This window comes from Microbacterium sp. (assembly GCF_036566905.1).
Classification (GTDB): Bacteria; Actinomycetota; Actinomycetes; order Actinomycetales; family Microbacteriaceae; genus Microbacterium.
Map to the genome: position 1 here is coordinate 1 of NZ_DATCVK010000046.1, position 7,163 is coordinate 7,163.

Consider the following 7,163-nt stretch of genomic DNA (forward strand, 5'->3'; position numbering starts at 1 on the left):
CGTCGGGGTCGTCGTGAGGGCAGCGGATGCCGCTCCGCCGCCGCCGCTCGCGATGCCGGCCGCAACCGCGCCGGCGCCGATGAGGCCGAAGGCGACGACGCCGCCGGCGACCATGAGCGGCAGGCGGTGCCTGCGGGCGAATGCGGCGATCGCGGCGAGCACGCCCGACTTCGGCGGTTCGGTCGCCTCGGGGGCTTCAGCTTCAGCTTCGGCTTCGGCTTCGGGAGTCGTGATGTCGACGGTCTCAGCGGCCGAGGTGTCGGCCGCAGCGGTCTCGATCGAGGGGTCGCCGTCGTCGGGGGTCTCCCCCGCGGCATCCGTCTCGTCGTTCACCCGGGTGATCCTACGCGAGCCATCCTCAAGAGAACCTGATCATGCACCCGATCGGGCGCGTGATCACTCGCCCGGGTAGACGAGGCCGATCTGCCGACGGATCTCGTCGAGCGACGCCATGATCGCGACGGTCTCGTCGATCGGCAGCAGGTCGCCGGTGAGCGTTCCCGCGGCGACGTGCCGTTCGACCGCCTCGGCCTGGAAGTGCATCCCGCGACCGACGACTTCCGAGTGGTACTCCTCGAGCAGCGTTCCGTCGGCGGCGACGACCCGGAAGGTGGTCGGCGTGTACCAGACGTGGTCGATCTCGATGCGGGCCTCTGTGCCGAGGATGACCGCGGTGTTCGGTCCCTTCACGTCGCTCGCCGAGATGGTGGAGGCCATGCGCCCGCCCTCGTAGCCGTAGACGACGGCCACCTGCGCGTCGGCGCCGGTGGACTTGAACGTCGCCGATGCCTGCGTCGTCGCGGGAGCGCCGAAGAGGTCCCACGCGAAGGAGATCGGGTAGATGCCGAGGTCGAGCAGCGCCCCGCCGCCGAGCTCGAGCGCGTTGATGCGGTGGGCGGGGTCGTCGGAGAGCAGTTGCGTGTGGTCGGCGATGAGCGTGCGCACGTCGCCGAGCGTGCCCGCGGCGATGATCTCGCGGATGCGGGCCATGTGCGGCAGGTACCTGGTCCACATCGCCTCGAGCACGAGCAGGCCCTTGGCCGCCGCGAGCTCCGCGAGCGCTCGCGCCTCGGCGGTGTTGACGGTGAACGCCTTCTCGACGAGCACGTGCTTGCCGGCCTCGAGCGCGAGGGTGGCGCCGGCGGCGTGCAGCGGGTGCGGCGTGGAGACGTAGATCACGTCGACTTCGGGGTCGGCGACGAGTGCTTCGTAGCTGGCGTGCGCGTTCGGGATGCCGAACTCGGCGGCGAACGCGTCAGCGCTCTGCTGCGAGCGCGACCCGACCGCCTGCACGGTGAATCCGTTCAGCTTCAAGTCGTTGGCGAAGGCGTGCGCGATGCCGCCGGTCGCGAGGATGCCCCACCGCAGTCGTTCCGTCATGACGACAGCCTATTCCGCTGAGGCCTTCCCCCTGTTCGGGGATCATGCGGAATCCTCACGATGGGGTCTAACGTTCAGTCATGACGGCTGTTCTCGCTTGGAAGGGCCGCGTGACCGGCATCGCCGCCGCGGCCATCATCGCTCTCGTGGCAATCCCCGCAGGGATCGCCGGCCCGGCAGCTGCCGCGCCACCCTCGTCTCCCTCATCCTCGTCGACCGTCGCCAAGTACGTCGCCCTCGGCGATTCCGTCGCAGCGGGTCAAGGGGCAGGCGGCTACATCGACGCATGCCTCCAGAGCCCGAACGGCTATCCGACCCTCCTCGACGCCGAGCCGCGCACGAACCTGTTGCGCAATCCCTCCTGCAGCGGGGCGACCATCGCGGATGTCGCGGCCGGCCAGCTCTCGCAGCTGAACCGCGGCACGACGCTCGTGACCCTCACGGTCGGAGCGAACGAGGTCGACCTGACGGGTATCCTCGCGGCATGCACGCCGCCGTCACCGGACGAGGCGTGCCTCGCGGCCATCGGGGCCGCCCAGGCGTATCTCGCCTCCGGGCAGCTGAGCATCGGCATCGCCGGCTTGGTCGCGGCGGCAGCAACGGCAGCTCCCGGGGCGGAGATCCTGGTGACCGGTTACGCCATCCCGTTCCAGCCCGACCTGCAGCCGCTCACCGATCAGGTCAACGCGCTCACCGGCGCGATGAACTCGCTCATCGCAGCGGGCGTCGCCGGCGCCGCGGCATCCGGTATCGATGTCGGCTACGTCGACGTGACGGGCCTGTTCCTCGGCCACGGCGTCGGCTCCGGCGCCTCCTGGCTCGGTGAGAACCCGAGTGACCCGATCACCTTCCTCCACCCGAACGCCGCCGGCTATTCCGCCTACCGCGACGCGCTCGTCGCCGCTCTGGCAGTACCGTGATCGCGCCGTCTCGGCGCCGCGTCGCACTCGCTGCGGCGTTCCTCACGGCGGTCGTCGCGCTCGGATCGATCGCCTCGCCGGCACTGGCCGCGACCACGGGCAAGGGCAAACCCGGCGGTGGCGGCGGCGGCAACTCCCAACTCGCCTACGCGGCGCTCGGCGACTCCTACGCGGCCGGCCTCGGTGCGGGCAGCTACCTCGAGACGAGCTGCTACACGAGCTCGAAGGGGTACCCGGCGCTGCTCGATGCCGACGCGAACCTCGCGCTCGCCGCGCGTCCCGCCTGCCGCGGGGCCACCACGGCCGATGTGATCTCGAAGCAGGTTCCGGCGCTTCCGGCGAACGTCGTCAGGGTCACCCTCACCGTCGGCGGCAACGATGTCGGATTCGCGAACGTGATGCAGAACTGCTTCGTGCTGGTCAACAGCACGTGCGAGTCGCACATCGTCGCCGGCGAGACGATGGTGCAGAACGGTGTGCTCGCCCAGAACGTGGGCGCCGCGATCGCGGCGATCAGGGCGAAGGCACCGAACGCCCGGGTCGTGGTCACGGGATACCCGCTGCTGTTCGAGCCGACCTCGCGCTACCAGTGGGCGACACGGGTCAACACCGGCACCGTCGCGCTGAACGACGCGATCGAGGGCGCATCGGTGCTTGCCGGCGCCGTGTACGTCGACGTCGAGGCGCCCTTCACCGGGCACGGCATCGGCAGCGCCTCACCGTGGATCAACGACTGGAACTGGCTGCGATCGAACGACTCGTTCCACGCCAACGCCGCCGGGTACCAGGCGTACGCCGCCGCCCTGCGGCCAGCGCTCAAGTGACCCCCGAACCACACGCGCACTTCCTCGCGTGAGATGCGAACGACCCGGAGACCCCGGGTCGTTCGTGTGCGAACTTGCCCCCGTTCGGGGCAGTGCGGCGCAGGCGAACGCGGGTTAGCGTCGACGAGCGTCTGACTCTTCCTCCTGCGCAACGAACGGCCCGGAGACCCCGGGCCGTTCGTCCTGATGTGTGCACCCGCACCCGAGTGCCGAGGAGCTCATCTCCACGGCACGGGACGGACGACCGCCCGCATCCCTCGTCGTACATGGGATGCGGCCTCGCCATGGATCAACGATTGGAGCCGGCTGCACCCGAACGACTCCACGCCAACGGGAGGCGGTTCTGGTGTATCAGTGGACACCCGATAGCGGGTGGGGGTGAGTTCATGCGGCGGTGCCACTGAGCTGCGGGTAGACGAACTCGAGAGGCGCCGAGAGTGCGGCTTTCAACTGAACGGACGTGTCGTCGGCGAGCACTTCGTGCGCTCCGGCCTCCGTCGCGTCGAACACCTCGGACACCAGCACGGCCGGGTCGAGCTTCGGGTCGGAAACCTCTGCGGCCATGGCGGTGTCCACGTAGCCGACGTGCACGCCCACGACGTGAACGCCTGCAGGGGCGAGCTCGAGTCGGAGCGAGTTCGTCGCAGACCAGAGGGCGGCTTTGGTAGCGCTGTAGATGCCGGCGACAGCGTACCAGGACAGGGCGGAGTGGATGTCGATGATGACCGCCTCACCCTTCGCCGACAGCACCGGCGCGAACGCGCGTGCGAGGAACAGCGGGCCGAGGAAGTTCGTCTCCACGTTGGCGCGGATCTCCTCGTCGGTGTGACTGAGGATGCCCGGAGTCGACGGTGAGGCACCGGCGTTGTTGATCAGCACGGTCACGTCCTGCGCAGCGTCGACGGCGGCCCGGATGGAGGCCGGGTCGGTGACATCGAGTGCGAGCGGGATGATGCGATCATCATTCCAGGCGCGAGGGGTGCGGGCGGTGGCGTAGACCTTGGCTGCTCCGCGCGCGAGGGCTTCGCGCACGAACTGCGTGCCGATTCCGCCGTTGGCTCCGGTGACGAGAACGACGGCGCCGTTGAGTGAGGGCATGAGTGCTTCTTTCATTCGGTGGGGACAGGGAGGGTCCCTGAGGGGTGAGCCAGCCGCGGAGTGGGCTGCCGGGGCGTGGGAGAATGAGCGACAGCACATCCGAGCCCATGCAACAGTGACTATGCTCATAACTGAGTCGAGTCACAGTCTATTCCCGGAAGGACCCGTCATGTCTGTCACCTCTGCACCCTCGGGTCGGCGCGAACGGAACAAGCAAGCCAAGCTCGATCGCATCACCGCCGCCGCCAGCGAGCTCTTCGCGGCGCACGGCGTCGACGACGTCACCACCCAGCAGATCGCCGACAAGGCCGATATCGGCACAGGCACCCTGTTTCTGTACGCCAAGTCCAAGGGCGAGTTGCTCCTCCTGGTCCAGAATGCCCATTACGCCGCCGCTCTCGAGCGTGGGCGAGCGGCGGCGGATGCCACCCCGGACACGACGGACGCGATCATGGCGATCGTGCGCCCGATCGTGGAGTGCAACCGTATCCAGATAGACAACGGTCGCACCTACCTGCGTGAGATGGTCTTCGGCGACCCCACCGAGCCGCATCACGCGGAAGCACTCGCCATCGTCGAACGAACCGAGCAGGCGTACGCCGCCCTGCTCCGCCGAGATCCACGCGTCTTGCAGCACGAGGCCGAGACCCGCGCCCGCACTATTTCCGCGATCATGTTCCTCGCCATGGCCGCCAGTGTGAACACTCATTTGAGTGTCGAGGAGATCGTGCAGGAGATCAGGCAGCAGACCGGCGCCCTGCTGACTCGCTGACCGCGTCGTCGGCAAAGCCGAGGCCGACGGAGGCGTGGACCCGTTGCTCTGCCGGGCCGTCGTGCGCGGCACCGGGCGTTCCGACTGGCATCAGCACCCGAGCCGCCTCCGCGGACTGGGGTCCATCGGAGCCGGTGCACGTGACGGTCACGCGGTCGCCATCGTCGATGCGGCAAATGGGCGGCGGGGTAGGACGGCAGAGATCTGCAGGCGGATGTCGTCGAGGACTTCGCCTGTTGTGCGGTGCAGGTAGATGGTGGCGGTGGTGCTGATGTGGATGATCGCAGTGATCACCCGTGCCAGGGTCACCGCATCGGCAGATGTGAGCGCGCTGTCGTGGGTGAGGGTGCGAACGAGTCCGTCCTCGAGGCGCACGGAGAGGGCCAGTCCTTCGCGGCGGTGAGGTTCGGTCGGGTCTCCGAAGACGAGTTCGTGGAGGTAGGTGCGGCCGTTCTCGGGTTGCTCCCGAATGCATGCCACCACCGGGCCCACCAGCGCCAGCACGGCATCTCGCGTGGTGGCATCGGATCGCTCGGCGGCCTCTGCGGCAGCGAGGCCGTCGTCGATCGCGGCAGCGAACTTCTCGTTCTGCACCATGATCAACATCTCCGCCTTCGTCGATGCGTAGAGGAAGAGGGTTCCGATCGCGACATCGGCTCGGTCGGCGATCTGCTGCGTCGTCACCCCCGTCATGCCGCGCTCCGCGAACAGCTCACCCGCGGCGGCCATGATGCGCCGGCGCTTGTCTTCCTTTGCACGCTCGCGTCGTCCGAGCGGGATCAGGTGCTCCGACATGACGACCTCTCTTGACAAACTTATTGAGTGGGCTCACAATTGAGCTTACTCGGATTATTCGAGGAAGTGAAGCGCAGGAGACCATGAGGAAGCAGTCGAGGGCCGGATCATGACGCAGCCAACAGCTCCGGCGTCGTTCGTTCAGACGCCGACGCCGACGGTCGCAGTCGGGGGCACCGAGTTCGTCTACCGCAATCTTGGGACCGGCGACGGTGTTCCGCTTGTGGCGCTCACGCACCTGGGCGCGAACCTGGACAGCTGGGACCCGGAGGCCGTGGACCCACTCGCACGAGACCGCCGAGTGATCCTCATCGGCTACCGAGGCGCTGGCGCGTCCACTGGCACGGTTCGGGACTCCGTTGAGGACATGGCGTCCGATGCGATCGCGGTCATCCGGGCGCTCGGGCTCTCCCGGGTGGATCTGTTCGGGCTGTCGATGGGTGGGATGGTCGCCCAAGCGATCATCACGCAGGCCCCGGAGCTCGTCGACCGGCTGATCCTTGCCGGGTCCGGCCCGCAGGGCGGTCCCGGGCTGACGGAGATGACCGGTTTCACCGTCCGCACGATCCTGCGCGGGGTGGCCACGTTCACGAACCCGACGACGCTTCTGTTCTTCACCCGCACCCCCCGCGGAAAGCAGGCAGCCCGGGCCTATCAGGCGCGTCTGAAGCGACGCCGCGCCGGACGGGACAAGCCCATCACTCCGGGAGTGTTCCGTGCACAGTTGCGAGCGGTGAACCGGTGGGGACAGCAGCACCCGACCGCGCGTGCGGGATTCACCGGGCCGGTGCTGATCATGCACGGCGACAGCGACCGGATGGTGCCGCCCGGGAACGCTGACCTGCTTGCGGCACGTTTCCCTGCCGCTGACGTGCGGATCTACCCCGACTCCGGCCACGGGGTCGTGTTCCAGAACCACGGTGCCGTCACGAACGCCACCCGAACGTTCCTCCGCCGCTGACCATCCGGCGCCGGCATCACACCATCAGACACAAGAAACATCACGAGGAACGACACCATGCGAGCTTTCATTTTCGACAAGTACAAGCACCCCCTCCACGAAGCAACAGTGCCCGAGCCCACGGTCGGCGAGCGGGACGTGTTCGTCCGGGTGATCGCTGCGGGCCTGAACCAGCTGGATGAGAGGATCCGTACCGGGGCATTCAAGCAGATCTTGCCCTACAAACTCCCCCTGACCCTTGGCCATGACGTGGCCGGGACCGTGATCCGCGTCGGTGCAGAGGTGCGCGGGTTCAAGCCTGGCGACGAGGTCTACGCACGTCCCCGGGATCACCGGATCGGCACCTTCGCTGAGCGCATCGCGATCGACGAAGCAGACGTCGCCCACCGCCCCGCCACGATCAGCGCCGTCGA

The 7,163-nt window shown here is 68.1% G+C and carries 9 protein-coding genes; 5 read left to right on the top strand and 4 right to left on the bottom strand.

What is annotated here, in order from left to right:
• Nucleotides 1–333, bottom strand: a 333-nt coding sequence (locus VIP82_RS04230; RefSeq protein ID WP_331906034.1) for a hypothetical protein, incomplete at its 3' end; no start/stop codon positions are given.
• A gap of 63 nt (nt 334–396) precedes the next feature.
• Nucleotides 397–1,380: a Gfo/Idh/MocA family protein gene (locus VIP82_RS04235; protein ID WP_331906035.1), complete on the bottom strand. Its 984-nt coding sequence runs from the start codon at nt 1,378–1,380 to the stop codon at nt 397–399.
• Between the two features lie 80 nt (nt 1,381–1,460).
• On the opposite strand from VIP82_RS04235, the gene VIP82_RS04240 reads away from it, so the two are divergent.
• Nucleotides 1,461–2,300: an SGNH/GDSL hydrolase family protein gene (locus VIP82_RS04240; RefSeq protein ID WP_331906036.1), complete on the top strand. Its 840-nt coding sequence runs from the start codon at nt 1,461–1,463 to the stop codon at nt 2,298–2,300.
• Nucleotides 2,297–3,124 (top strand): SGNH/GDSL hydrolase family protein, encoded by an 828-nt coding sequence (locus VIP82_RS04245; protein ID WP_331906037.1) that lies wholly within the window; start codon nt 2,297–2,299, stop codon nt 3,122–3,124. The genes VIP82_RS04240 and VIP82_RS04245 overlap by 4 nt, the downstream gene beginning before the upstream one ends.
• A gap of 384 nt (nt 3,125–3,508) precedes the next feature.
• Here the strand turns inward: VIP82_RS04245 and VIP82_RS04250 are convergent, their stop codons facing one another.
• Entirely contained in the window at nt 3,509–4,222 is a 714-nt protein-coding gene (locus VIP82_RS04250) for an SDR family oxidoreductase (RefSeq protein ID WP_331906038.1), read from the bottom strand.
• A 169-nt stretch (nt 4,223–4,391) separates the two neighbouring features.
• On the opposite strand from VIP82_RS04250, the gene VIP82_RS04255 reads away from it, so the two are divergent.
• Entirely contained in the window at nt 4,392–4,994 is a 603-nt protein-coding gene (locus VIP82_RS04255) for a TetR/AcrR family transcriptional regulator (protein ID WP_331906039.1), read from the top strand.
• A 147-nt stretch (nt 4,995–5,141) separates the two neighbouring features.
• Here the strand turns inward: VIP82_RS04255 and VIP82_RS04260 are convergent, their stop codons facing one another.
• Nucleotides 5,142–5,789, bottom strand: a complete 648-nt coding sequence (locus VIP82_RS04260; protein ID WP_331906040.1) for a TetR/AcrR family transcriptional regulator — start codon at nt 5,787–5,789, stop codon at nt 5,142–5,144.
• Nucleotides 5,790–5,898: 109 nt separating this feature from the next.
• Here VIP82_RS04260 and VIP82_RS04265 point away from each other — a divergent pair, with 109 nt between their 5' ends.
• On the top strand, nt 5,899–6,750 hold the full coding sequence (locus VIP82_RS04265; RefSeq protein WP_331906041.1) for an alpha/beta fold hydrolase: 852 nt from the start codon (nt 5,899–5,901) through the stop codon (nt 6,748–6,750).
• Nucleotides 6,751–6,807: 57 nt separating this feature from the next.
• A partial coding sequence (locus VIP82_RS04270; RefSeq protein ID WP_331906042.1) for an alcohol dehydrogenase catalytic domain-containing protein occupies nt 6,808–7,163 on the top strand: 356 nt, incomplete at its 3' end.

Coding starts and splice junctions, on each gene's coding strand:
- VIP82_RS04235 (WP_331906035.1), bottom strand. CDS start 1,380: ATGACGGAACGACTGCGGTGGGGCATCCTCGCGACCGGCGGCATCGCG.
- VIP82_RS04240 (WP_331906036.1), top strand. CDS start 1,461: ATGACGGCTGTTCTCGCTTGGAAGGGCCGCGTGACCGGCATCGCCGCC.
- VIP82_RS04250 (WP_331906038.1), bottom strand. CDS start 4,222: ATGCCCTCACTCAACGGCGCCGTCGTTCTCGTCACCGGAGCCAACGGC.
- VIP82_RS04255 (WP_331906039.1), top strand. CDS start 4,392: ATGTCTGTCACCTCTGCACCCTCGGGTCGGCGCGAACGGAACAAGCAA.
- VIP82_RS04260 (WP_331906040.1), bottom strand. CDS start 5,789: ATGTCGGAGCACCTGATCCCGCTCGGACGACGCGAGCGTGCAAAGGAA.
- VIP82_RS04265 (WP_331906041.1), top strand. CDS start 5,899: ATGACGCAGCCAACAGCTCCGGCGTCGTTCGTTCAGACGCCGACGCCG.